Genomic DNA, 22,737 nt, shown 5'->3' with positions numbered 1-22,737 from the left:
CTCACCGCTGCTGGAAGGCCGTGACGAGCTTGTCGATCGCCTGGCCGGTGCGCGGGCCCATACCGAGCAGCTCCAGGTCGTCCAGCGAGACGACCCGCCGGTTCTTGCCCGCCGGGGTCTCGGCCACGCCGGGCAGCTTGAGCAGTTCTTCGACGCCGCCGACCGACTCCAGGCCCATGGACATCACGAGGATGTGGTCGGGGGCGGCCTTCACCATGGCCTCCGCCGTGATCGGCTTGTAGCCCTTGACCCCGGCGGCGGTGCCCGCGTCCTCCGCGCCGGCGGCGGCGATCATCGCGTCCGCCCTGGTGCCCGCGCCGCCGAGCTGGTAGGTCTTGGACTGGCCGCGGAGATAGAGGAAGGCGACCCGCGCCTTCTCCGTGCCGGTGGCCTTCGCCCTGGCGGCGTCGATCTCCGCCTTCGTCTTCGCCGCCAGCTCCGCGCCCTTGTCCGCTACGCCGAGGGCCTTGCCGATGAGTTCGATCTTGCCGGGGACCTCGTCCACGCCTCCCGCTCCCGAGGACACCGTCACGACCGGGATGCCCGCGCCCCTGAGCTGGTCGATCACCTGCGGGGGACCCGCCTCCTCGGTGCCGACGAGCACGGTCGGCCTGAGCGAGAGGATGCCCTCGGCGGCCAGCGCCCGCTGGTAGCCGATCTGCGGCTTCTGCCGGGCCTCCGGCAGGCCCGTCGCCGACAGGTCGACGCCCACGACCTTGTCGGCCAGGCCGAGCGCGAACACGATCTCGGCGACGTCTCCCGTCAACGGGATGATCTTCGAGGCGTCCTTCACCTCGACCTGCTTGCCGTCCGCCGACTGCACGGTGACCGGGAGTCCCTGGGCCTGCGGCGCGCTCTGGGCCTGCGCCGGCGAGGGGGCCGCCTGCTCCGCCGCCTTCGCCGGGGGCTCCGCCGTGCCCGCGCAGCCCGCCATGGCGAGTGCTCCCGCGGCCAGCAGGACGGTCAAACCGTGCTTCATCATTCTGCCTTTCCATGTGCGCCGAGCTCGACGACCCGGGTGACGACCCCGCGCGAGCTCTGGCTGACAACCGACCGCCTGGCCGGAAGCATCACCCCGTCCACCTCGACGTACCGCTCGTCCAGCAGTTCGAGCCCGGTGATGGCACCGGTCTCCGGGTCGCTGAGCGTGGCGGCGAGGTGGCAGGGGAGGAACCTGCCGTCAGAGGTCGTCACGCGGTTGACCACGTAGACCCTGACGGTCGTCGACGGCGTGTGCCGGGTGATCTCGGTGATCCAGTCGCCCCGGATCCGGTAGGTCGACCCGAACCTGTCGTCCGTCGTGACCAGGACCCCGAGCGGATGGTCCGTGGAGTCCTCGGTGACGGTCAGCCCGGCCTCGTCGTCCTCGTGACGGGCACTGCGGTGCGTGACCAGGGAGGTGAGCTGCCGTGCCACCCAGCCGACCTGCTCGTCGCTCGCGCCCTCAAGCGTGATCTCCGGCTCGGCGGGCCGACCGGCCTCGATCCTCACCGTGCCCCGGAACGTGAGTGCGGCGTCCGTCAGCAGCAGGTCCGCGGAGAAGCCGGTGAAGTCGGCGGGCCAACGGTAGAGCAGCGCTTTGGCACGTTCCAGCGACGTGCTTCCCGGGGACATCGCACTCCAGAATTAGGTAAGCCTAAGTTTTATTAGGCAAGGCATACCTAAACACGGCGTGTTGGGTGCGTCAAGTCTTGGGGAGTGTGAGGTTTTGCCTGGAAAGGGCTAAATGCCGGAAACGGCGGGAATTTAGAGCGTTCGGGGGGCTGTGAGCGGTTCTGCGGTGGGCTGCGAACGCGTCACCTGGAGTGTGGGACGCCGAGGGTGGTTCGAGGCGGACGGCCCCGCCCTCGGCTGGTCGTGGTGCTCCGGCGCCTGTCTCGTGCGTCCCGGCGGCGCGCGGTGCCGGATCCGGGACGTCGTCCGCAGAGGCGGAGCGTCAGGGGCGGACCGTCAGGGGCGGACCGTCAGGGCGGTCCAGGGCCTCGGCGAAGATCGAGGTGTCGAGCGTGAAGCCGACCGGGTCGGGAAGGTGCACGGTCGCGCCGATCGCGACGCGGGTCGAGGTCAGGTAGACGTCGTCCTTCGGGTCGCTGAGCACCGTCACGATGGCGGGTGTGGCCACCGGGTCGATGATGACGACCACCGGGACCTGTCCGAGGGCGTACAGGCCGGGTTTCCTGTCGCGGTCGTCGCCGACGCTGCCGGGCGAGACGATCTCGGCCACCATCAGCAGGCCGGAGGAGAGCAACTCGCGCTCCCCCCGGCGGGGGCAGTCGGCCGGGGCCAGTACGAAGTCGGGCTCGACGGGTTCGCGGGGGCCGTCGACACAGACGTCGACGTTGCCGCTGAATCCGTCCAAGTCCCTCTCCTCGATGAGGGGAAGGAGCGCGCCGTACAGGCGCATCGCGATCCTGGCATGCTCGGGGGTGCCCACCGGGCTCACTATCAGTCTCCCGTCGATGATCTCAGTGCGGAGCCCGGGAAGCTGCGGGAGCGCGTCGAACAGCTCGCGTGCCGTACCGGGCAGGGGGTAGGACGCGGTCTCGGGAGTGGGCCTCAGGCTGGCGGTGCGTCGTCGTGACATCATGAGCATGAGTATTTCCCTTCGTGTCCTCGTGAACACGCACAGTATCGTCGACATGTCGTGACGGCGTGCGGCTTTTCCCCCGACCTGGGATCAGAGCCAGCCGGGGCGGACCAGGCCTGACTCGTAGGCGACGACGACGAGCTGGGCGCGGTCGCGGGCGTGCAGTTTCATCATGGCGCGGCTGACGTGGGTCTTGGCGGTCGCCGGGCTCATGAAGAGCTTCTGGGCGATCTCGTCGTTGGTCATGCCCGTGCCGACCAGGGCGAGGACCTCGCGTTCGCGGTCGGTGAGCAGGCCGAGGTCGTGGGAGGGGTCGGGCGTCTTGGCCCGGCTGGCGTACTCGGCGATCAGGCGGCGGGTCACGCCGGGGGAGAGCAGCGCGTCGCCGTCCGCGACGACGCGGACGGCCTGGATGAGCTCGGCGGGCTCGGTGTCCTTGACCAGGAAGCCGCTGGCGCCGTTGCGCAGGGCCTCGAAGACGTACTCGTCGAGCTCGAAGGTGGTCAGGATGATGATCCTCGGTCCCGGCGGCATCTCCCTGGTCGCGGTCAGGCCGTCCATGCCCGGCATGCGGATGTCCATCAGGACCACGTCGGGCTCGTGCTCGGCGGCCAGGCGCAGGGCCTGGGCCCCGTCGGAGGCCTCGGCGACCACGGTCATCCCGGGCTGGGCGTCGAGCAGAGCGCGGAAACCGGCCCTGACCAGCGCCTGGTCGTCGGCGAGAACAATTTTGATCATGAGGGTTCCTCCGGGATCGGCAACCGCGCCTCGACGCGGAAGCCCCGTCCGTGATGGCCTGCGGTCAGCGTGCCCCCGAGGGCGGAGGCGCGCTCCCGCATGCCGGGGATGCCGTTCCCGCCGCCCAGGCTCTCGCCGGGACCCGTGCCGCCCGAGTCGGTGACCCGGATCAGCAGCTCGTCGGGGCCGTACTCCAGCAGCACCGTGACCGCCGCGCCCGGCGCGTGCCTGGCGGCGTTGGTCAGGGCCTCCTGCGCGATGCGGTATCCGGCCCTGTCCGTCCCCGGCGGCAGCGCCCGCACCCGCCCGGAGATCCGCCTGGTGATCGTCAGGCCGCTCTGCTCGGCGCGCTCGACGAGCTCGTCGAGCCGGTCGAGCCCGGCGGTGGGGGAGCGGGGCGCGCCCTCGCGGAGCACGCTGAGCACCGAGCGCATCTCCGTCAGCACGTCCTTCGAGGCGTGTTTGATCGTGGTGAGGGCGGTGCGCGCCTGCTCGGGGTGGTCGTCGATCAGGTGCAGGGCCGTCGAGGCCTGCACGTGGATGAGGGAGATGTTGTGCGCCAGCACGTCGTGCAGCTCCTGGGCCATGGTCAGCCGCTCCTCGCTGGCCTGCCGCCGGGACTCCTCCTCCTCGACGCGCTCGCGCTCGCCCAGCCGCTCGCGCCTGACCCTGGCGTACTCGCCCGCGGCCAGCACCACGCCGATGAAGGCCGCCACGGCCAGGTTGTGGTACCACGGGGGGATCGGCAGGGCGGCGAACCAGGTCGCGTAGCCGAAGAAGAAGACGTACATCAGCCCGCCCGCCAGCCAGGCGGCGCGCCGGTGTCCGGCGGCGACGGCGCTGTAGAGCGCGATGACGGGGCTGATGAAGACCGGGCCGTAGGAGTATCCGAGAACGACGTAGACCCAGGTGGCGATCTGGGTCACGACCAGCGTCACCACGGGGTGCCGGCGCCGTACGGTCAGGGCGAGCGGTCCGGCGAGCAGCAGCGCGTAGCCGGGCGGATCGAGCGCGACCCGCATCAGCCCGGCGCTGTGCACCTGGTTCCACTGCACCCCTCTGGAGCCCATGACCTGGACGGCCGTCACGGACAGCGGGAGCAACGGGACGATCCAGCGGGGTTGGGCGCGCACGTCCAGCACTTTACGTCCACCTCCCTGACCTGCGCGTCCGCCCTGGGAGGCAGGCCGGGCTACGTCGCAGGGGGTAGGGCCAGGTACGGACAGAGGGGCTGACAGGGGTGGTCGGCTGAGTCAAGCTGGCTGCGGGAGGCCATCATGATCAGTCGTCGTTCAGCCATGTTCGCCGCCGCGCTCCTGGCGGGAAGCTCGATCCTGCTCGTACGGCCCGCCGCCGCCTCGCCGCCGTCGCCGCAGGCGGTCAAGAAACCCGTCGCCGAGGGGTACGGCGGCGCGGTCGCGACCGTCGACCTGGACGCCAGCAGGGCCGCGCTCCAGGTGCTGCGCGAGGGCGGCAACGCGATCGACGCCGCCGTCGCGGGGGCGGCCACGCTCGGCGTCACCGAACCCTACTCGGCAGGGCTCGCCGGAGGCGGCTACCTCGTCTACTACGACGCCCGGCACCGGAAGGTCCACACGATCGACGGCAGGGAGACGGCGCCCCGGGCGATGACGTCCTCCTCCCTGGAGGGGATCCCGTTCGACGAGGCGGTGACCAGCGGCCTTTCCGCCGGAGTGCCGGGCAGTGTGGCGCAGTGGGAGCTGGCCCTGAGGCGGTTCGGCACGATCTCGCTCAAGCAGGCGCTCAGGCCCGCGGCGGAGGTCGCCTCGAAGGGGTTCACGGTCGACCAGACCTTCCACGACCAGACCGCCGCGAACGCCGCCCGCTTCAAGGACTTCACCTCGACCGCCAAGCTGTATCTCCCGGGCGGAGCCCCGCCCCCGGTCGGCTCGACCTTCCGCAACCCCGAACTCGCCGAGACCTACCGGCAGCTCGGCAGACGCGGAGGCGACTGGCTGTACGGCGGCCGCCTCGGCTCGGAGATCGTGGCCACCGTCAAGAAGCCGCCGGTCACCCCCGGAGCCACCCGCGTCGTGCGGCCAGGGCTGATGGAGCCGTCCGACCTGGCCGCCTACCGGGCGGTCGAGCGTCCGCCGACGAAGGTCACCTACAAGGGCATGGATGTCTACGGCATGGCGCCCTCCTCCTCCGGAGGCTCCACGGTCGGCGAGGCGCTCAACATCCTGGAGGCGCTGCCCAAGATCGGCCCGCACGAGTATCTGGAGGCCTCCAGGCTCGCCTTCGCCGACCGGGCCAGGTACGTCGGCGACGTCCCCGGTGTTCCGCTGAAGGAGCTGCTGTCCGACGGTTTCGCCAAGGAGCGCGCCTGTCTGATCGGTGAGCGGGCGATCGCCCACCCGGCCGCGCCGGGAAGCCCGGACGGTTCGTACGGGCCGTGCCAGGCTCCGCCGCCTGCCCAGGCGACGCCGACGCCCGCCGAAGGGCCGGAGACCACCCACCTGGTGGTGACCGACAGGTGGGGGAACGTGGTCGCCTACAACCTCACCATCGAGTCGACCGGCGGCAACGGCATCGTCGTGCCCGGCCGCGGTTTCCTGCTCAACAACGAGCTGACCGACTTCACCCTCGGCCCCGCACCCGGCGACCCCAACCTGCCGGGCCCCGGCAAGCGGCCCCGCTCCTCCATGTCCCCGACGATCGTCCTGTCCGAGGGCAGGCCGCTGCTCGCGGTCGGCTCGCCGGGCGGTTCCACGATCATCACCACCGTGCTGCAGGTCCTGGTCAACCGCTGGGACTTCGGCATGTCGCTGCCCGAGGCGCTCGCGGCTCCGCGCGCGACACAGCGCAACACCGCCCAGACCCAGGCCGAACAGGCGTTCATCGATCGCCACGGCGCAGATCTCACGCTCAGGGGCCACAGCTTCGCGCTGAACCCGGAGATCGGCGCGGCCACCGCCGTCGAGTTCCTCGGCGGCGGCAGGCTCCAGGCCGTCGCCGAGCCGACCAGGAGGGGAGGCGGCAGCGCGCTGGTGGTGAGCGAGCGCCGCTGACGGACGGACGGGAGGGGCCGCTGACCAGCGGGCACGAGGGTGGGGGGACGGCAGGGCCGCGACATCCGGCCTGCCGTCCCGTCGCCCGCCCTGATCACCGGCTCGCCTGAACTCCCACGACGAGGGGGCCGCCCGCATGTGCCGCGGGCGGCCCCCTCTGTCCGGCTCGGAGGCCGGGACTGGTTCCCCGTGGCGCCGAGGTCGGGAGTGCCGCCTCACGGGTGAGGCGGTCGCCGCTCGACGCGGGGGAGATCTACTGCGTTGGGACTAGTCGGCCTCGGGGCAGCCGTTGAGCGTGACGTCGTCGGGCAGGTTCGTGCGGCCGCCGAAGAGGCAGACGTACTTGTGCACGGGGTTCTGCCGGTCGGACAGGGAGGCCTCACCCACGACCTCTCCCTCCTTGACCGCCCCGTCCGGGCCGTCGCAGTGGCCTCTGCCCAGGACGGAGCCGTAGTGGTGCAGAACCGTGTCGCAGACGTAGGTGGGGGCGGAGGACTCGTCGGCCGGGACCGGGTCGTCGGAGGCGTGGGCGGGGGAGACGGTCGCCAGGGCGGCCGCGGTGGCGGCAGCGGTGACGACCAGGGCGAACGTGCGGCTGGAGAGACGCATGGGGGATGAGCTCCTCTCGTGACGGTAGGTGTTCAGCTCATACATTACAGTTGGTAGTCGAATAACTACCTATCGTGAAGGGTTGGATGTCGTCACTTTCCGTCACGGCGAGCTTCCTGTGCTCGGTGAGATCCGGGGTGGCCTTCGGGGCCTGTGGGGCGGGCCGCCCGCCGAGGGGCGCGGCCTGCGGCGGGGCGGCGGTCAGCGGATGAGCTCGTAGGACCCCGGCCGCACCTTCCTGGTGCGCGCCCAGTACTCGAAGGTGAAGCCGGGCCACAGCGTCCGGTTCACGCCGTGTTCGTCGAGGTACCAGCTTCTGCAGCCGCCCTCGTTCCACACCAGGTCGCGCAGGCGGCTCTGGAGGCGTTCGTTGAACGCGCGCTGCGCCTCGGGTCTGACGTCCAGCGCCCTGGCCCCGGTCCTCGACAGCAGGCGCAGGCAGTCGATCACGTAGCGGACCTGGGACTCGATCATGAAGACGATCGAGGTGTGGCCCAGGCCCGTGTTGGGGCCGAGCAGGAAGAACAGGTTGGGGAACCCGGCGGTCGTGATCCCGTAGTAGGCCTCGGGGCCGTCCTGCCAGGCCTGTTGGATCTTCAGCCCGTTCCTGCCGGTGATCCGCTGGTCGTTCAGCACGTCGACGACCCTGAAGCCGGTGCCGTAGACGATCGCGTCGACCTCGATCTCCCTGCCGGTGGAGTCGACGATCGAGCTCTCCCGGATCTCGGCCACACCGTCCGTGATCACCTCGACGTTGTCCCTGCCCAGTGCCGGGTAGTAGTCGTTGGAGATCAGGATGCGCTTGCAGCCGATCGTGTAGTCGGGAGTGAGCTTGGCGCGCAGCACCGGGTCGGGCACCTGCCTGGCCAGGTGTCGCAGGGCCGTCTCCTCGTGCGGCCTCATCAGGCGCGGGTCGACGGTGAACCCCAGTGCGCGGCTCTCCAGCGCCCAGTAGATCGAGGCGCGCAGCGCCCGTGCCGCGCCCGGCAGCCGGAGGACTCTCCTCATCCGCGACGAGATGGGGAAGTCGGGTTTCGGCTGGATCCACGGCGGCGTGCGCTGGAAGAGGTGAAGGCGCGCGACCTGCCCGGCGATCCGGGGGACGAACTGTACGGCGGAGGCCCCGGTGCCGATCACCGCGACCCGTTTTCCGGTCAGGTCGACCGAGTGGTCCCACTCGGCGGAGTGGAACGAGGGGCCCAGGAAGCTCTCCCGGCCGGGGATGCCGGGCAGGGAGGGGACGTGCAGCGCGCCGACGCCCGAGATCACGGCGTTGGTGGTGAACGTCCCGCCGTCGCCGGTGCTCACCCGCCATCGCCTGGCGGCGTCGTCGTACGCCAGCTCGACGACCTCCTGGCGGAAGCGGAGGTGCGGCGCCAGGCCGTACTTGGCGACGCAGGCCCGCATGTAGTCACGGATCTCCGCCTGCGGGGAGAACATCCGCGACCAGTCCGGGTTGAGCTCGAAGGAGAAGGAGTACATGTGCGAGGGGACGTCGCAGGCGCAGCCGGGGTAGGTGTTGTCGCGCCAGGTGCCGCCGAGGTCGTCCGCCTTCTCCAGGATCACGAAGTCGTGGTATCCGGCTTCCTTCAGCTTGATCGCCATGCCCAGCCCGGCGAAGCCGGAGCCGATGATCGTTATCCCGGGGCGCGTGCTCACCGGGCCTCCTCGTCGGCTCTTCCGGCGGCGACGGGGAGCCCGCCGGCGTACGGCCCGGTCCGGCGGCGAGGACGTTCCGCGCTCTTGAACACGTGATCCACGGTAGGCGTCGTCTCTCCGCGTGGTCCACACCCCATGCGGTGAGTCATCTCACGCCGATCAGCCGGCGTGCCGGACCGGGGAGACCGAGGGAACACGAAAAGCGCCGAGGGCCACTGCCGTCGGCGCTGTCGGTTGTCCGGCTTCCTAGAAGATCAGGTAGGCGGCCACGGCGGCCACGACCACCACCGCGAGCACCGCGACGATCGGCACGACCAGCGACCGCTTTTCGGGCGCGGCCTCGGGCTCCTTGCGCTGGGCGAACGCGCGGAACTGCTGGGTGTTGCCCGCGGGGTCGATCTGAGGTTCAGACATGGGTCGACTTTAGCGACATTTATTGCTGACCCACTACCGATTCATGCCACTTTCATAAGGATCGGGGACGGGCGCGGTCTCAGGGAACGGTGAGGCGCGGTGCTGGGGGCGGGACCGCGTGGGTGGGCGGATAGCGTGGTGTCATGCTCCGGATCCTGTTCTCTCCTCGCGTGCTGGCGCTTCACCTGCTCGCGATCGGAGCGCTTGTCGTGTGCGGGCTCCTCGGCCGCTGGCAACTGGGAGTGTTCGAGGAGTCGGGCAAGCCGCACGCGGCACGGGACCCCGCGCCGGTCGCGGTCGCCACTCTCACGCAGCCCGGCAAGCACCTGACGAGCGAGGCGGCGAGCCGCAGGGTGACCGCGAAGGGGGCCTACGACCCGTCCAGGCAACTCCTGGTCGCCGAACGGGACGGGGGGCTGTGGCTGCTCACCCCGCTCGACCTCGGCGACGGCACCTCGATTCCCGTCGTGCGCGGCTGGGTGGCCGCGGCCGGTGACCCGGCCGCCGTGGTGCCGGGGGGCGAGGTGACCGTGACCGGGCGTCTGCAGCCCTCGGAGGCGACCGACAGCGTGCGGCGCGGAGCGAGGCCGCTGCCGCAGGGGCAGGTGCTGACCGTCTCGTCGGCGGAGCTGGTCAACCTGTGGCGGGGGGTGAAGCTGCGCGACGGGTTCGTCATCGCCACGGCCCAGACCCCCGCCCCCGCCGTCGCGGCCAAGCCGGTGAACGCCCCCGCCCCGACCGAGCCCGGCGGGCTGACCTGGCGCAACCTCGCCTACGCCGCCCAGTGGTGGATCTTCGGCCTCTTCGCGGTCTTCATGTGGTGGCACTTCGTGCGGGACGCGCTGCGTGGCCGTACGGCGGAGCGGGAGTCGGAACCCGAACCCGCCGCGGCCTGACTCCCCCCGAACCCGACATATCTTTTCAGTGTCCGAACTCCCAGACCGAGGTAGATGACCGTGGAATCCGCCCTCAAGCCCTTCCGCATCCTGGCGTACGTCGTCGGCGTGATGCTGCTCGTCCTGGTCTCGTGCATCGTGCTCAGGTACGGCTTCGACATCGAGGGCCCGTCGAAGGTCGTCTCCCCGATCCACGGCTTCCTCTACATGCTCTATCTCGTGGCCACGATGAACCTGGGCATGAAGGCTCGCTGGTCGTGGCCGTACATCGCGGGCGTGATGCTCGCGGGCACCGTGCCGCTGCTGTCCTTCGTGTTCGAGCGCAGGGTCACCCGCCGCGTGGAGGCCGAGCTCGCGACGGCCTGACGCGTCGCGGGGGCGCGCCGCGGTCGCCCAGAGGCCCGGACGCCGGAGCGCGTCACGGCGGCCCGGACGCCGGAGCGTGCGGCGACCGCCGGGTCGGCGGGCCGTGACCGTGTGACCCGGGACCGTGTGACCCGGGACCGCGTGACCCGGGGAAGGCGGTCCCGCCCCGGCGAGGGGCGGGACCCTCGGCCCGGTGGGTCAGCGGTCGATGCCGCGCCTGCGGATGCGCTTGAGCCTGGCCCGCTGAGACGGGTCGAGCATCAGGTATCCGACGATCGGGGCGGCGATGACGCCCAGGACCACCAGGGTGAACAGCAGGTTGGGCAGGAACAGCCACGACAGGACCACCACCACGCCTGCGCCGAGCAGATACTTCTGGACGGGCGACATCCTCAACATCCTCCGAACGCGGAGCGCACGCCCCGCCTGTCGTTCATTCTGCGTCTCCTGTCCAACGTGCGGGCCCCCCGCCGGGTTCCATCCGAGATATATCGTGTTTGCCCGGTCCCGTGTCCGATCCAGGACCTCGCCCGGCGGCCCGCCCGTGCTCATCAAGGCCCGCCACACCCCGGGGCGCTATGGTAAGAGAAGCCAGCCCGTCGACGGCCCCTGCTCCCCGACCGTGTCGTCCCAGGGCGCGCCAGACCGCCCGGGGCGGCGTCACGCCGGGCGGTTCCGCGACGCGTCGGCGATCCGGGCGAGCAGTGGAGGGGCGGCGTGGGCGGGACCGGGCGGCGGGTGACGGGCGGCGTGGGCGGGACCGGGTGGGGGGTGACGGACGACGCGCCCGGTGCGGCGGGGCAGGCCTTGGCGATCCTCGGAGATCGGTGGGTGCTGCTCATCCTGCAGCGGGCCTTCGCGCTGCGGATCAGGACCTTCGCCGGATGGCGGGACGCCCTGGGGATCTCCGAGTCGGTCCTCGCGGCCAGGCTCAGGGAACTGGTGGGCCACGGGATCCTCGAGCTCACCGCCTACCGCGACGGCCGCACCCGCTACGAGTACCGGCTGACCGGACGGGGGCTCGGACTGTGGGCGCCGCTCGCGGCCATCCGGTCGTGGGAGTGGGACTGGACCGACGGAGGGACGACGCCGCGGCTCCTGCACGAGCTGTGCGGACAGGAGGCCGGGCCGTACCTCGGGTGCGAGACGTGTCGCGGGCCGGTGAGCGCGCGGGACACCCGGGTGGAGGCCGGACCCGCCGCGGGGTTCTCCCGGATCGGCAGGCCGCGCGGGCACCGCCGTACGGTCCGTCACGACGCGGGCCCCGACCCGATCGGCTATCACCCGGACTCGATGGAGATCCTCGGCGACCGCTGGAGCGCCGCCCTCCTGGCCGCCGCCTTCCTCGGCTCCCGCCGCTTCGTCGACTTCCAGGCGGAGCTCGGCATCGCCCCCTCGGTCCTCACCGACAGGCTGCGCCGCTTCGTCGAGCTCGGCGTCTTCGCCTCCGGCCCCGACGGCTCCTACTGGCCGACCGACAGGGGCTTCGCCCTCTTCGGAGTCTTCGCCCTCCTGGTCGACTGGGCCCAGCGCGAGCTGCCCGCCCCGAGGGGCTCAGAACTGACCCTCACCCACACCCCCTGCGACGCGCCCCTCGCCCCCGTCCTGTTCTGCGCCTCCTGCGACCTGCCGCTCCGGCGGCGCGAGATCCGTTCCTCCGGCGCCGAGGAGGCTCCTTCGCGCTGAGGAGGTCCGCGCCGAGCGAGGCCGGGGAAGGAGGGCTGGGGGAGAGAAGGAGCGCGTCGGATCTCACCTCCCGCGCGCCAGCGCCTCCGCGATCCACTTTGCCGCCTCGGCTGCGCCCTTCTCCGTCTGGCCCGAGCTGTTCTGTCCCCCGCCGCGCTGATACTCCAGCGTGACCAGCAGGTTGCCGACCCTGAAGGTGATTCCAACCGCGTGTTCGTAGTCGGCGTCCAGTGTTCCGGAGAAGGCCTCCTGGCCGATCCCCTCGACGAGGACCGGTTTGCTTCTGAGGGCGCCGTCGGTGTCCGTCCCCGCGTTCCGCGTCGCGGCCGCGAAGGCGGTCGCGAAGGCTTCGTGCGCTCTCTTCTTCTCGGACCCGTCAGGTCGGGGAGGGAAGATCCTGATCGTGTAGGAGAGCTGGTGCCTGAGGTTCGTGGGGGTGCCGGCGTCCTCGGCCGACCCCCAGCCGCACTCTGCCGTGCCGTCGGTGAAGGGACGGTCGGTGAGATAGAGGTCGGCCAATCGCTCCTTGGACAGCAGCCCGCAGGGCCGTGGGACGGCGCGGAACGAGGCGGGTTCCGCCGGCGGAGCCTGCTTCTCCGCCGACGGGGCGGGATCGGACGAGGAGGGCAGGAACCACAGGACGACGCCCGCCACGACGGCGAGGGCGGTCACCAGCGCCGCGACGGCGACCAGAGGGGACCTGAGGCGGACGGCCCTCGGCCGGGGGGAGACCTTCTCCAGCGCCAGGCGGACCGAGGTGGCGTCGGGGCGATGGGCCGGGTCCGCCGCCAGCAGGCCCTCGACGAGCGGGGCCAGCGGGCTCGAACCGGTCGGGCCACCCGTCATGGAGCCGGTGGCGGGGGCGGCCAGGGGCGAGCCGTCCGCCATCCTGGGCAGTGCCTGCGACCCGGTGTCCGGCACCCTGCCCTCGACGGCGGTGAACAGGGTGGTGCCGAGATCACGCAGGTCGTCGGTGGGGAAAGCGGTCGGTATGCCCGTCAGCACGACCCGCCCGTCCGGGGCGAGCACCACCGTGTCGGGGGTCGCGGCCAGGCGGACGCCCCGCGCGTGGGCGGCGTTCAGCGCGTCGAGCACGCGCAGGCCGACCTCGGCGGCGCGTTCGGAGCTGAGCGGTCCCTCGGTCCTGACGGTCTGCACCAGTGAACGGCCCGTGACCGCCTCCGCGACCAGCCACATCCTGTCCGGAGCGGAGATCACGTCGTGCAGGGTCGTGACACCGGGATGTCTGAGGTCGGCGGCGGCGCGGATCTGGCCGAGGAGCCGGTCGCGCTCGGGACCGGGCGGCGGGAGCCGTACCTCGGAGATCGTGACGTCCCTGCCGAGCAGCTCGTCGCGGGAACGCCATGAGGTGCCGGTGTGGTCGCGGCGCTCCAGCAACCGGTAACGCCCGGCGAGCAGGCTGGGATCGCTCATCGCGCGTGCGCTCCGGTCGAGGACGGGCCGGTCACGTCAGTCACGGCCGTTCAGCTCCTCGGCGACGAGCCGGGCGGCGCGCACGCTCTGCCTGCGCAGTTCGGGGGTCGCGCGCTTGCCCTTCTCCGACAGGTTGACCTCGATCAGCAGGTTGCTGACCCGGAACCGCACCACCGAGTGGATCTTGTCCAGGGCCTGCACGTCGTAGCCGAACGCCTCCGCGCCGACCCGGTCCACGTCCCGCAGCGGGCCGACGGAGCCGAAGAGCCCCGTCCCCATGTCGGCCTTGACCTTGACCCGTTCCGCGGCGAAGAAGGCGTGCGCCGTGTCGGCCGCCGATCTGCCGGGGGTCGCCGTCCGGTGGCTGAGCGCGACCCTGAGCGTGCGCCCGCCGGACGAGTCGTTCCAGCTGCAGTACGCCTCCGCGTCCCTCTTGGCCACGTCGGTGATCGGGGCGGAGGTCGGTCCCGCCGCGCGGACCTCGGCCTTGCTGAGCAGGGAGCAGGGGGCGGGGGCGGAGGCGAAGCGGCCCGCGCCGGGGTCGGCGGACGTGGGGGAGGGCGAGGGGGTTCCCGACCCGCCCGTGGTCAGCAGGACCGTCGCGGTCACCCCCACGGCCGCCGCGGCCACTCCGGCCCCGACGAGCCATCCGGCACGGCCGCGCCCTGACCGCGTGGCCCGTCGTGGTTCGGGGGAGGGCTGGGTCACGGGGCCGGTCGCCGGGGAGAGCGGGCCCGCGGGCATCCCCTGGGCCACCCGCTGCAGCGCCGTACGGAGCGCGGCCTCCCCCGGACGCTGCCGGGGCTCCTTCTCCAGTACGGCCAGCAGCACCGGCGCCAGATCGCCCGCCCGCGAGGGGAACGGGGTCGGCTCGGTCAGCACGGCGCCCAGGGTGGCCACGGGGACGTTCCGCTGGAACGGGCCCCGTCCCTCGACGGCGGCGAAGAGGGCCGCGCCGAGGGACCACAGGTCGGCGGCCGGGCCGTCGCCGCCGCGCAGCCGTTCCGGGGCGATGTAGCCGGGGGAGCCGACGAGCGAGTCCGCCGAGGTCAGCTGGGCGTCGCCCTCGACGGTCGCGATGCCGAAGTCCGTCAGCAGCACCCCGCCGTCGTCGGCGAGCATGATGTTGGCCGGTTTCACGTCCCGGTGCATGATGCCCCTGCTGTGCGCCAGGGACAGCGCGTCCAGCACGGCCACGCCGATCGCGGCGACCCGCCGGGGCGGGAGCGGTCCGTCCTGACGGATGGCCTGGTCCAGGGAGCGGCCCCGGATGAGGTCCATCACGATCCAGGGGCGGCCGTCCTGGGCGACGACGTCGTGCACGGCCACGATGGACGGGTGGCTCAGCCGGGCGGCGGCCCGCGCCTCGCGAAGGGTGCGTTCCCGTGTCTCCGCCCGCTCCGCCTCCGTCAGGTTCCGGCTGAGCAGCACCTCCTTGATCGCCACCTCGCGGTGCAGCAGCTCGTCCCTGGCGCGCCAGACCACGCCCATCCCGCCCGCGCCGAGCCGGTCGAGGGCCCGGTAACGGCCCGCGAGCACGGGCAGCACCTGGTCAGCCATCGCTCTTCAGGGACTCGGTGAGCCAGCGGGCGACCTGCGCCGCGCCCTTGGCGATCTCGCCGTCGGGGTCCTCCTTGACGCCGCCCCGCTCGTATTCGACCTCCGCGATCAGGTTGCTGACCCGGAACACCACGGTGACCTTGTACGACCCGCCGTAGATGGTGATGGGCTCGTAGCGCTTCACGGTGAAGGCCTCCTCGCCCACTCCCTTCAGGTCCTGGGGCGGTGTGGGCTTGGGAGTGGCGAACTTGCCCCTGTCGGCGAAGTCCTTCCGCTTTCCGGCCAGATACTCCTTGGCCCTCACGATCCCGGAGGCGTCCTGCTTCTGGGCGACCAGCCGTACGCGGAGGTCGAACCTCTCCGAGTTGGGCTTGCGCCAGTCATGCTGGTTGAGCCAGTTGCACTCGGCGGTCTCGACCTCCGAGCTCTTGAACCCCGGCACGACCTGGTCGGCCTGTTTCTCGTCGAGCAGGCCGCACGCCCTGGGCGCGGAGGCGAAGCGGGCCTTGCCCCCTGAGGACTCGGAGCCCTGGGCGTCCTCTCCCTCGCCCGAGCCGCTGAGCACAGGGGCGAGCAGGACGCCGATGGTGACCGCCATGGCCAGCAGCAGGCCGCCGGTCAGCCCCACGATCGAGCGGGGCACGAACACGCCGGGGGGACGTCCGGCGGACCGCTCCGCCGCTCCGATCGGGTCCGGAGGGGAGTCGTCTCCCCTGGCCGTGGAGACCGGGACGAGCTCACGTGAGACGGAGCCGGGAGGGGGCGTGGAGACGACGGGGACGGAGACGAGGGTGGGGGCGGGTCCCTGTGCCGTCCGCTGGTGGATGTCCGGCTGCGCGATGACCGCCTCCGGCTCGAAACCGGGCGGCACGGGCGCGGTCGCGTCGGGAGGGAACGGCGCTCCGGGCGGGGGCGGCGCGGGATGAGCAGACGAGGGAGCCGCGCCCTCCAGGTTCGGGAACGGCGAGGTGGGGATGGACGACTCGGGCTCGGGGGAGGACGGCGCGCTGGTGGCCGCCTCGGCGGGGGAGGGCGGTACGGGTGCGGCTCCATAGGGGGACGCCCCGGGGATGACCGCTCCATGGGGGCCGTGGGCAGGTGTCCCGGGGGCGGCGGCCCCCGGTCCGTGAGGATGCGGCGTCCCTGGTCCGTGAGGATGCGGCGTCCCTGGTCCGTGAGGGTGCGGCGCGGAGGCGGACGTCCCCGGCTCGGAGGGGCGCGGGACCCGGGCGGTCGTCTCCGGCGCCCCCTGGGGGAGGGACGGCGAAGCCGCGCCGACGGCCTCGGAACCGGAAGGCGCGTGGGGCCCGGAAGGCACGGCGGGCATGGAGGGTACGGCGGGCCCGGAAGGCGCGGAGGGCGCTGCGGGGTCCGGAGAGAACAGCGAAGGGCTCGAGGTGAAGGCCGAGGGATTGGAGGAGAACCCGAACCCGGAAGGATCGGAGGAGAACCCCGGTGGGTCGGAGGAGAACCCGAACCCGGAGGGGGTGGAGGAGAGCCCCAGCAGGTCGGGGGAGGACGTCAGCGGGTCGGGGGAGGACGTCATGGCAGGAGGCGCCGGGGGCGACGCAAAGGGAGGCGCCGGGGGGATCGGCGCGGGAAACACCGTCCTGGACTCGGATCTGGGCTCGGGAGGAGGCGGCGGGAGCTCGGGAAGCTCCAACGGGAAGGGAGAGTCAGCCCAGGGAGAGGGCGGGGGCAGCGCGTCGGCGCGGACAGGGGGCAGCGGGGTGTGCACCGCGCCGCCGTTCCTGGAGAGGTCGAGCAGGGTGTTGCGCAGCGTGCCGGGGTCGGGCCGCTGGCCGGGGTCGCCGGAGAGCAGGCTGAACAGGATCGGCCCGATGGGCCCCGCGCTGTCGAGGGAACCGCCGGGGGACGGAGGACGTCCCTCGACGGCCGTGTAGAGGGTGGCGCCGAGCGACCACAGGTCGGCCGCGGGGCCCGTCACGCCTTCCGGGGCGGTGAAGGCCGGAGAGCGCAGGGTCGGCGCGGTGAGGGTTATCTGGTCGTAGGGGCCGAGCAGCACCGAGCCGGGACGCACGTCGCCGTGGAGCATCCCGCGGTTGTGCACGGCCACGAGCTGATCCAGCACGGCCAGGCCAACGGTGGCGACCCGCTGCGGGGGCATCGGTCCCAGGCGTCCGATCACCTGCTCCAGCGAGGCCTGCTCCAGCAACGCCGGGCTCGCCGCCCCGACAGAGCCTGACCCGGTCACGGCGTGGCGGCCCGCGTGCCTGCCCTGCGACCGTGGGACGTCTGGATGGTTCATCCGCTCGCCTTCTGCTTGTTCAGCGCTTGCGCGACCCAGGTCGCGGCGGTGTGGGCGCCCGCCTGGATCTTGGGGCCGTCCTTGCTGCCGTCCACCACGGTGTAGGCGACCTCGAGGACCAGGTTGTCGACGCGGAGGACCACGTGGCTCTTCTCCAGCCTGCCGGTCTTCCTGTTCTCGTACAGGTCGTAGCCGAACGCCTCGTCCCCGGCCGGTCCGACCTCCAGGGGACCCGTCGACCTGGCCGAGCGCACCCCCGCCTTGATGCCGGGCCAGCTCCAGGCGGTCTGCCCGCTGGGCAGCACGCTGTGCCGCTGGTTGACGAACAGCTCGTGGGCCTGGCGCGGGCTCTTCCCCCACTGCTTGTCCAGGCCCGCGGGATAGACCTGGAGGCCGACGCCGGGGGTCGTCCACTGGCAGCCGCCCTGGTTGGTCGGCTGGCCCGCCGCCTTCAGGGCGGGCAGGAGCTGTCTGACCTCGGTCGCGGAGATCAGCTTGCACGGGTCGACCGGGACGGCGAACACGCCGGGTTTCTCGCTGAGCCTGGCCGGGGCCGCCGGGGCCGTACCGTCTGAGAGGAGGTGGGCGACGCCCGCGGTGACCGCGATGACGGCCACGACGGCCGCCACCTCGGCCGCCGCCCATACGGCGGTGCGCCTCCCGCGCGGCACGGGCACGGGCGCGTGTCCCCCGCTCCGCTCCCGCGCTCCGGCCTGCCGCCGCCCGCCGGTCGACTCCTCGGGAAGGGGGCGTTCGTGCTCGGAGGGGACGGGGATCCTCTCGAGGACGGGCCCGGAGGGGACGGATCCGGAGGGACCCGGGGGCAGAGCGGTGGCCGGGCGGCCGAGGGCGATCTCCTGGAGGGAGCGGGCGACGTCGTCGAAGGAGGGGCGGTCCTCGGCCCTGGGAGCGAGCATGAGCGTCAGCAGCGGGCCGAGCGCCCCCGCGCGCTCCGGCGGCCTGGCGGGGTCGGTGAGCACCCGGCCGATCGCCGCGACGGGGGTCTCCGCCGGGTGCGGGGGCAGGCCCTCGACGGCGAAGTAGAGCGTGGCGCCGAGCGACCACAGGTCGGAGGCGGGGCCGCCGCGCTCGCCGCGCAGGCGTTCGGGGGCGATGTAGTTGGGGGAGCCGATCAGGTGGCCGGTGCGTCCCGCCGTCGCCTCGCCCTCGACGACGGCGACGCCGAAGTCGGTCAGGACGGCCCGCCCCGTCCGGGTGAGGAAGACGTTGCCCGGCTTGACGTCCCGGTGGATCACCCCGGCCGCGTGCGCCGCGACGAGCGCGCTGAGGATCCCCACGCCGACCCGGGCCGCCTGGTGCGTCGGCAGCGGCTGCCTCTGGCGGACGGTCTGCTCCAGGGAGGCGCCCGACAGCAGCTCCATGACGACCCAGGGCCGGTCCTGATCGATGATCACGTCGTGGACGGTCACGATGGAGGGATGCTTGAGCCGGGCGGCCAGGTTGGCCTCACGGAGCGCGGAGGCACAGGCCTCCTGCCGCCTGACGGGGTCGAGGTCCGGCGGGAGCCGTACCTCCTTGACCGCCACGTCACGGCGGAGCATCTCGTCGGCGGCGAGCCAGACCGCGCCCGTCCCGCCCTCGGCGAGGGGGTTGAGCAGGCGGTAGCGGCCCGCTAGCACTCGAGTGTCGATCCCGTTCACCCCGTTCGCCATCCCATCGCGGACAGCAACATAGCCACTTAGCGGCATATGGACCAATGAATGAGGATCGCATTCCGGCCACTTGGCCCTGGCTTCGGTCTTCGTAGTGTCACGCGCGTTCTCGTCGGCGTGTGAGGTCACCCCGAAAGCGTCCGTATGTATCCGTATGTGAGCGTCCGCATGTGTCCGTAAGTGAAGGGACGAACCGCCCATGACCCCTCCCGTGGAGGGGCACGGGACAGGCGAACGGCGCTTCGACCCCATCCGTCTTTCCTGTGGAGGAGCGATTCGCGGCAGGAGGTTTCCCGCTGGAGCGGCGCTGAGCCGGCGCGGGACCAGTACGGGACCAGTACGGGGCCGGCACGGGATCAGCGCGGGACCAGTACGGGATCAGCGCAGTCCGGACCACTGCTCGTGGGCGGTCCACAGGCGACGCCAGAGTTTGGCGCGTTCGGTGGGTGTCACGTCGTCCAGGGAAAGGGCGAAGACGTCGGCCAGCATCTCGAAGTAGTCGCGTTCGGTCTCCAGGATCATGGTGTGCTCGCGCTCGCCGAGACGGGTCAGGACCAGGCCCCGCACGATGTCGACGCCCGTGGCGTCGCGTCGCTGCACCGTGGCCACGCGTACGAATCCTGACTCGGGCGAGGTGGACAGGAACTCGTGCATGGCGGCGAACGCCGACATCTGAACGGGTTCCGGGCGGAAGTCCAGGCCGAGGAAGGTGCCGCGCGGATCATGGTCGAACCGCCACCCGCCGGGTTCCGCCTGGGAGGGGCGCAGGCCGTAGGTGAAGGGGCCCTGGCGGTAGACGCCCTCGGCGAGGGGGAGCGGCTCGTGGAGCCCGTCGCCGAGCCCCTGGTCGACCATCCACCCGCCGCCGGGGTTGTCCGCGCTCGGCAGGCCGGTCACCGTGAGCACGAGGTGTCCGCCGTCGGCGCCCGCGGGAGACCGCGCGTCGTACTGGGAGCCGCCGACGTGCCGGGCCACCCGGTAGCCGAGCGTCTCGAGCAGCAGGGCGAACGCGCCGTTGAGGTGGTAGCAGTAGCCGCCCCGGCCACGCGTGATCCGCGCGGCCGACTCCACCGGGTCGACCGTCGTGGGACGGCCGAGCCAGATGTCCAGACATTCGTACGGCACGCTCTCGACGTGCGCCCTGTGGAGCAGGCGAAGCGACTCCGCGCTGGGCGGGCCCTCGGCCCTGACACCGATCCTGCGGAGGTAGGCGCCGACGTCGATCACCCCGTCACCATATGCGGAGAGCGGTCTCCGGGGGCACGGCCGGGGCGCGGGGCGACGCCGGGACATGGCCGGGACATGTCCCGGCATGGCTGGGCATGGCCGGGGTACAGGGGGCGTCGCCGGGCATGACCGGGGTACGGGGCGTCACCCGGCATGGCCGGGGGCGCGGAGGCGTCGGGCGCGGGCATGGCTGAGGGCGCGGGCCTGGCACGGGTCGGGAGGGCTCGCCGGCCCCGCCGCCCCTTCGGCGGGTGCGCCGGCCGCGTTATCCGGTTGAGGGCGGGTCGTCCCCACGGCTAACCTGATCGTCCCTTCGAGCATGAGGAGGTGAGGAGCAGATGTTCGCCAACCTGGTCACGCGCTCCCGCCTCGGGCGGCGGACCGCCTGAGATCCGGAGAGCGCACCCGCTGTCTGGAGTTTCACGTGTCAGATCTGCTTTTCCGTCCGCTCGAAGCGGGCGAGTTCGACCTGTTCCACCGCTACGGACCGCTGCCCGCCTCGGGCGTCGGGACGTGGCCCCTGTCCTTTGACGAGCGCGACTACCGGCCCGGATGGGTCTGGGTGGCGCTGCGCGGCGACGAGGTGGTCGCGCGCGCCGCGTTCTGGGGGCCGCGCGGCTCCGAGCGTCCTTACAGCCTCGACTGGTTCGACCCGGGGCTCGGCCCCGACCGGATCGAGGTGGGAGCCGCCCTGCTGCGGGCCGCCCACGCCGTGCTGCCTGCCCCTGAAGGGACGGGCGAGCGGCCCGAGTACCACCTGGTCCTGCCCGCCGACTGGCATGAGCGACCCGAGGCGGTGGCCGACGCCACCGACCGGATCCGCGGGGCCGAGCAGGCCGGGTGGCGTCGGTCCGTCGAGCGGCTCAACCTGCGCTGGACCCCCGAGCAGGGACTGCCGCCCAGGTCGACCCGGCTCGCCTTCACCCCGGCCGACGACGACCGACTCGTGGTCGACCTGCTGGTCAGGGTCCTCGAGGGCAGCCTGGACGCCTGGGACAGGCGCACCCTCGCGGAGCAGGGCGCACGGGAGACCGCGAAGGGGACGGTGGCCGCGGTCGCGGGGATGGCCGGTGGGCGGGGGCGCTGGCGGCTCGCCCGCGACGCCTCCGGTGAACTGGTCGGAATCGTCATGCCCACCCGTAACGACAGGTCGGCGACGGTCGGCTACGTCGGGGTCGACCCCGCCCACCGGGGTCACGGCTACGCCGACGACCTGGTCACCGAGGCGCTGCACATCTTCACCGCCGAGGGCGCGCCGGAGGTCAACGACAACACCGACGTGGGCAACGCGCCCATGGCGGCGTCGTTCGCCCGGCTCGGCTACCACGTCATGGGGCGCAGGATGATCCTCATCTAGTGCGGTGACCGCGTGCCTTCGCCGGGTTCGTGGTCTGGCGTGGTGGCCGCGTGTTTTCACCGGGTTCGTGATCTCGTGTGGTGAGCGCGTGTTTTCACCGGGTTCGTGGTCTGGTGTGGTGGCCGCGTGTTTTCACCGGGTTCGTGGTCTGGTGTGGTGGCCGCGTGTTTTCGCCGGGTTCGTGGTCTGGTGTGGTGGCCACATGTCTTCACCAGGTTCGTGGTGTTTCGGGCGCCGGTACGGCGAGTGTCGGTACGGACGTGATCGGCGCCTTCGAACGGCGCGCAACTCGGTGAACCTTCCCGGACACAGCATTGGCGCTGTGTCCGGGAAGGCTTCCCGGGTCGTGCACCGACGCCGATCCGTCCGCGTCTGGACGGTCCTGGCGGGGGATGTGGTCTCGCGGGTGAGAGGAGCGGCGCGGGTAGCGGACGGGTGCGCAAAATATTCACAATTCACCGCAGGTCATCTGCACATGCCCCCTCTACGCTGCGGAACATGACATCCCCTCAGCAACGACGTGTCCTCGTGGTGGAGGACGACGAGACGATCGCGCGGGCCGTACGGCACCGCCTCGCGGCCGAGGGCTTCGACGTCCAGGTCGTCGGGGACGGTGAGGGGGCGCTCGCGGCCTACGCGAGGACCGGAGCCGACGTGGTGGTGCTCGACCGGCTGCTGCCCGGCCTTGACGGGCTCGAGGTCTGCCGGAGGATGCAGGCGGCCAGGCCGGTGCCGGTGCTCATGCTCACCGCGCTGGGTGAGGAGACCGACCTGCTCGTCGGGCTCGGCGTCGGGGCGGACGACTACATGGCCAAGCCGTTCAGCATGCGCGAGCTGGTCGCGCGGGTGCACGCGCTGCTGCGGAGGGTCGAGCGGGCCTCCCAGCTCGCCGGGGCCGACACGGTCGTCCGCGTCGGCGACATCGAGATCGACACCGCCGAGCGCAGGGTCTACGTGCGGGGGGCGGAGGCGCAGCTCACCAGGACCGAGTTCGACCTGCTGTGCCGCCTCGCCGAACGTCCCGGCCAGGTGTTCGAGCGCGAGCGGCTGCTCGCCGACATCTGGGGGTTCTCCGAGGCGGCGGCCACCCGCACGGTCGACAGCCACGTGCGCGCGCTGCGACGCAAGCTCGGTCCCGGCGTCGTCAGGACCGTTCACGGGGTCGGTTACGCCCTCGTCCGGCAGTGACCCCGCCCCTTCCCCTCATCTCATCACTCGGACAACGAACAA

Annotated in this window: 20 protein-coding genes; 6 read left to right on the top strand and 14 right to left on the bottom strand. The window is 72.1% G+C overall.

Annotated elements, in window-relative coordinates; genetic code table 11:
- Position 1 precedes the first annotated feature (1 nt).
- The 5 genes from PKF00_RS08200 to PKF00_RS08180 form a co-directional block, all read right to left on the bottom strand.
- Positions 2–982 (bottom strand): heme/hemin ABC transporter substrate-binding protein, encoded by a 981-nt coding sequence (locus PKF00_RS08200; protein ID WP_271216773.1) that lies wholly within the window; start codon positions 980–982, stop codon positions 2–4.
- A complete protein-coding gene (locus tag PKF00_RS08195; RefSeq protein WP_271216772.1) occupies positions 979–1,614 on the bottom strand; it encodes a DUF3386 family protein in 636 nt (211 codons plus the stop codon). Before PKF00_RS08195 ends, PKF00_RS08200 begins: the two co-directional genes overlap by 4 nt.
- Before the next feature lie 322 nt (positions 1,615–1,936).
- The gene (locus PKF00_RS08190; RefSeq protein ID WP_271216771.1) at positions 1,937–2,587 is read right to left on the bottom strand and encodes a Uma2 family endonuclease; all 651 of its coding nucleotides are present in this window, start codon (positions 2,585–2,587) and stop codon (positions 1,937–1,939) included.
- A 90-nt stretch (positions 2,588–2,677) separates the two neighbouring features.
- Positions 2,678–3,325, bottom strand: coding sequence for a response regulator (locus tag PKF00_RS08185; RefSeq protein ID WP_271216770.1), 648 nt, complete (start codon positions 3,323–3,325; stop codon positions 2,678–2,680).
- Complete coding sequence (locus PKF00_RS08180) at positions 3,322–4,458, bottom strand: sensor histidine kinase (protein ID WP_271216769.1); 1,137 nt, start codon at positions 4,456–4,458, stop codon at positions 3,322–3,324. Before PKF00_RS08180 ends, PKF00_RS08185 begins: the two co-directional genes overlap by 4 nt.
- Positions 4,459–4,602: 144 nt before the next feature.
- Between PKF00_RS08180 and PKF00_RS08175 the strand changes: the two genes are divergently transcribed.
- Positions 4,603–6,357, top strand: coding sequence for a gamma-glutamyltransferase family protein (locus PKF00_RS08175; RefSeq protein WP_271216768.1), 1,755 nt, complete (start codon positions 4,603–4,605; stop codon positions 6,355–6,357).
- A 267-nt stretch (positions 6,358–6,624) separates the two neighbouring features.
- On the opposite strand, the gene PKF00_RS08170 is transcribed toward PKF00_RS08175, so the two are convergent.
- The 3 genes from PKF00_RS08170 to PKF00_RS08160 all read right to left on the bottom strand — a co-directional run bounded on the left by PKF00_RS08170 (position 6,625) and on the right by PKF00_RS08160 (position 9,039).
- On the bottom strand, positions 6,625–6,966 hold the full coding sequence (locus PKF00_RS08170; protein ID WP_271216767.1) for a hypothetical protein: 342 nt from the start codon (positions 6,964–6,966) through the stop codon (positions 6,625–6,627).
- Positions 6,967–7,167: 201 nt separating this feature from the next.
- The gene (locus tag PKF00_RS08165; RefSeq protein ID WP_271216766.1) at positions 7,168–8,625 is read right to left on the bottom strand and encodes a flavin-containing monooxygenase; all 1,458 of its coding nucleotides are present in this window, start codon (positions 8,623–8,625) and stop codon (positions 7,168–7,170) included.
- Between the two features lie 246 nt (positions 8,626–8,871).
- Positions 8,872–9,039 (bottom strand): hypothetical protein, encoded by a 168-nt coding sequence (locus tag PKF00_RS08160; RefSeq protein ID WP_271216765.1) that lies wholly within the window; start codon positions 9,037–9,039, stop codon positions 8,872–8,874.
- Between the two features lie 143 nt (positions 9,040–9,182).
- Between PKF00_RS08160 and PKF00_RS08155 the strand changes: the two genes are divergently transcribed.
- Together PKF00_RS08155 and PKF00_RS08150 are read left to right on the top strand one after the other, a co-directional pair.
- The gene (locus PKF00_RS08155; RefSeq protein ID WP_271216764.1) at positions 9,183–9,935 is read left to right on the top strand and encodes an SURF1 family protein; all 753 of its coding nucleotides are present in this window, start codon (positions 9,183–9,185) and stop codon (positions 9,933–9,935) included.
- 54 nt (positions 9,936–9,989) lie between these two features.
- On the top strand, positions 9,990–10,301 hold the full coding sequence (locus tag PKF00_RS08150) for a DUF3817 domain-containing protein (protein ID WP_271216763.1): 312 nt from the start codon (positions 9,990–9,992) through the stop codon (positions 10,299–10,301).
- 198 nt (positions 10,302–10,499) lie between these two features.
- Here the strand turns inward: PKF00_RS08150 and PKF00_RS08145 are convergent, their stop codons facing one another.
- Complete coding sequence (locus PKF00_RS08145; RefSeq protein WP_271216762.1) at positions 10,500–10,691, bottom strand: tail-anchor membrane protein; 192 nt, start codon at positions 10,689–10,691, stop codon at positions 10,500–10,502.
- 327 nt (positions 10,692–11,018) lie between these two features.
- Here PKF00_RS08145 and PKF00_RS08140 point away from each other — a divergent pair, with 327 nt between their 5' ends.
- The gene (locus PKF00_RS08140; RefSeq protein ID WP_271216761.1) at positions 11,019–11,987 is read left to right on the top strand and encodes a winged helix-turn-helix transcriptional regulator; all 969 of its coding nucleotides are present in this window, start codon (positions 11,019–11,021) and stop codon (positions 11,985–11,987) included.
- Positions 11,988–12,050: 63 nt separating this feature from the next.
- Here the strand turns inward: PKF00_RS08140 and PKF00_RS08135 are convergent, their stop codons facing one another.
- The 5 genes from PKF00_RS08135 to PKF00_RS08115 form a co-directional block, all read right to left on the bottom strand.
- Positions 12,051–13,421, bottom strand: coding sequence for a protein kinase family protein (locus PKF00_RS08135; RefSeq protein WP_271216760.1), 1,371 nt, complete (start codon positions 13,419–13,421; stop codon positions 12,051–12,053).
- Between the two features lie 36 nt (positions 13,422–13,457).
- On the bottom strand, positions 13,458–14,981 hold the full coding sequence (locus PKF00_RS08130; protein ID WP_271216759.1) for a serine/threonine-protein kinase: 1,524 nt from the start codon (positions 14,979–14,981) through the stop codon (positions 13,458–13,460).
- Positions 14,974–17,250 (bottom strand): protein kinase family protein, encoded by a 2,277-nt coding sequence (locus PKF00_RS08125; RefSeq protein ID WP_271216758.1) that lies wholly within the window; start codon positions 17,248–17,250, stop codon positions 14,974–14,976. Before PKF00_RS08125 ends, PKF00_RS08130 begins: the two co-directional genes overlap by 8 nt.
- Complete coding sequence (locus PKF00_RS08120; RefSeq protein WP_271216757.1) at positions 17,247–18,911, bottom strand: serine/threonine-protein kinase; 1,665 nt, start codon at positions 18,909–18,911, stop codon at positions 17,247–17,249. The genes PKF00_RS08125 and PKF00_RS08120 overlap by 4 nt, the downstream gene beginning before the upstream one ends.
- 390 nt (positions 18,912–19,301) lie before the next feature.
- Complete coding sequence (locus tag PKF00_RS08115) at positions 19,302–20,150, bottom strand: arylamine N-acetyltransferase family protein (RefSeq protein ID WP_271216756.1); 849 nt, start codon at positions 20,148–20,150, stop codon at positions 19,302–19,304.
- Between the two features lie 424 nt (positions 20,151–20,574).
- Between PKF00_RS08115 and PKF00_RS08110 the strand changes: the two genes are divergently transcribed.
- Positions 20,575–21,507: a GNAT family N-acetyltransferase gene (locus PKF00_RS08110; RefSeq protein ID WP_271216755.1), complete on the top strand. Its 933-nt coding sequence runs from the start codon at positions 20,575–20,577 to the stop codon at positions 21,505–21,507.
- A 498-nt stretch (positions 21,508–22,005) separates the two neighbouring features.
- Positions 22,006–22,695, top strand: a complete 690-nt coding sequence (locus PKF00_RS08105; RefSeq protein WP_271216754.1) for a response regulator transcription factor — start codon at positions 22,006–22,008, stop codon at positions 22,693–22,695.
- Positions 22,696–22,737: the final 42 nt, after the last annotated feature.

The sequence above is a fragment of the Streptosporangium carneum genome (genome assembly GCF_027922005.1).
GTDB classification, from domain to species: domain Bacteria; phylum Actinomycetota; class Actinomycetes; order Streptosporangiales; family Streptosporangiaceae; genus Streptosporangium; species Streptosporangium carneum.
The sequence above is the reverse complement of the archived record's forward strand: the minus strand, read 5'-3'. Positions and strand labels throughout refer to the sequence as shown.

Bases quoted from the DNA above. Each gene is read 5' to 3' on its own strand.
- PKF00_RS08105 (WP_271216754.1), top strand. From the start codon at position 22,006: ATGACATCCCCTCAGCAACGACGTGTCCTCGTGGTGGAGGACGACGAG.
- PKF00_RS08145 (WP_271216762.1), bottom strand. From the start codon at position 10,691: ATGTCGCCCGTCCAGAAGTATCTGCTCGGCGCAGGCGTGGTGGTGGTC.
- PKF00_RS08185 (WP_271216770.1), bottom strand. From the start codon at position 3,325: ATGATCAAAATTGTTCTCGCCGACGACCAGGCGCTGGTCAGGGCCGGT.
- PKF00_RS08170 (WP_271216767.1), bottom strand. From the start codon at position 6,966: ATGCGTCTCTCCAGCCGCACGTTCGCCCTGGTCGTCACCGCTGCCGCC.
- PKF00_RS08175 (WP_271216768.1), top strand. From the start codon at position 4,603: ATGATCAGTCGTCGTTCAGCCATGTTCGCCGCCGCGCTCCTGGCGGGA.
- PKF00_RS08160 (WP_271216765.1), bottom strand. From the start codon at position 9,039: ATGTCTGAACCTCAGATCGACCCCGCGGGCAACACCCAGCAGTTCCGC.
- PKF00_RS08155 (WP_271216764.1), top strand. From the start codon at position 9,183: ATGCTCCGGATCCTGTTCTCTCCTCGCGTGCTGGCGCTTCACCTGCTC.
- PKF00_RS08135 (WP_271216760.1), bottom strand. From the start codon at position 13,421: ATGAGCGATCCCAGCCTGCTCGCCGGGCGTTACCGGTTGCTGGAGCGC.
- PKF00_RS08195 (WP_271216772.1), bottom strand. From the start codon at position 1,614: ATGTCCCCGGGAAGCACGTCGCTGGAACGTGCCAAAGCGCTGCTCTAC.
- PKF00_RS08150 (WP_271216763.1), top strand. From the start codon at position 9,990: ATGACCGTGGAATCCGCCCTCAAGCCCTTCCGCATCCTGGCGTACGTC.
- PKF00_RS08190 (WP_271216771.1), bottom strand. From the start codon at position 2,587: ATGATGTCACGACGACGCACCGCCAGCCTGAGGCCCACTCCCGAGACC.
- PKF00_RS08125 (WP_271216758.1), bottom strand. From the start codon at position 17,250: ATGAACCATCCAGACGTCCCACGGTCGCAGGGCAGGCACGCGGGCCGC.
- PKF00_RS08130 (WP_271216759.1), bottom strand. From the start codon at position 14,981: ATGGCTGACCAGGTGCTGCCCGTGCTCGCGGGCCGTTACCGGGCCCTC.
- PKF00_RS08200 (WP_271216773.1), bottom strand. From the start codon at position 982: ATGATGAAGCACGGTTTGACCGTCCTGCTGGCCGCGGGAGCACTCGCC.